Origin of the sequence: Palleronia caenipelagi, from assembly GCF_007004065.1 — a bacterium.
GTDB classification, from domain to species: Bacteria; Pseudomonadota; Alphaproteobacteria; order Rhodobacterales; family Rhodobacteraceae; genus Palleronia; species Palleronia caenipelagi.
The window spans coordinates 1-668 of the sequence record NZ_VFSV01000173.1; the positions used below are offsets into that span (position 1 = coordinate 1).

Below are 668 nucleotides of genomic sequence, written 5' to 3' on the forward strand. Positions count from 1 at the left end.
TCATCCTGCGCGGCGTGCCTTCGTTCATTCGGTCTGACAATGGCCCGGAGTTCGTTGCTCAAGCCGTACAGGACTGGATCAAAGCTGTCGGCGCGAAAACGGCTTACATCGAACCTGGATCGCCTTGGGAGAACGGATACTGCGAAAGCTTCAACGCCCGTTTCCGCGACGAGTTCCTGAATGGCGAAACCTTCTACAGCCTGCGCGAGGCGCAGATCCTGATCGAACAATGGAGGAAACACTACAACACGAAACGACCACACAGCGCATTAGGCTACCGCCCACCGGCCCCGGAAACCGTCGTCACGATGGACCGGAGGCCCGTCATGCACTAACAATCAAATTGGACCACTCAAGTGGGGCTGATCAATCGTATATAGAGAGATTGTTTCGTGTTTCAGCGTTCATGACCCTGTACTCCACACTGTTTGCATGAGTTATTTTATTTTTGGGTCGTTTTTTTTGTATCGTTTTGAGGGATTTGGGTATTTTCTAGGATTGGCGGTGACCTACTCTCCCGCGTCTTAAGACGGAGTACCATTGGCGCAGCGGCACTTAACTTCCGAGTTCGGTATGGGGTCGGGTGTTTTGCTCGCGCTATGACCACCAATCCGAGGAAATACCCATCATCAGTTTTCTATCCGAGTCTTGTACCTGTGTGTGTATGC

The 668-nt window shown here is 51.9% G+C and carries 1 protein-coding gene and 1 rRNA gene; one reads left to right on the plus strand and one right to left on the minus strand.

Annotation, left to right across the window (positions count from 1 at the left end):
- A partial coding sequence (locus FEV53_RS20550; protein ID WP_142836436.1) for an integrase core domain-containing protein occupies nucleotides 1-335 on the plus strand: 335 nt, incomplete at its 5' end.
- 161 nt (nucleotides 336-496) lie between these two features.
- On the opposite strand, the gene rrf is transcribed toward FEV53_RS20550, so the two are convergent.
- Nucleotides 497-611, minus strand: a 5S ribosomal RNA gene (rrf, locus tag FEV53_RS20555).
- Between the last annotated feature and the right edge of the window lie 57 nt (nucleotides 612-668).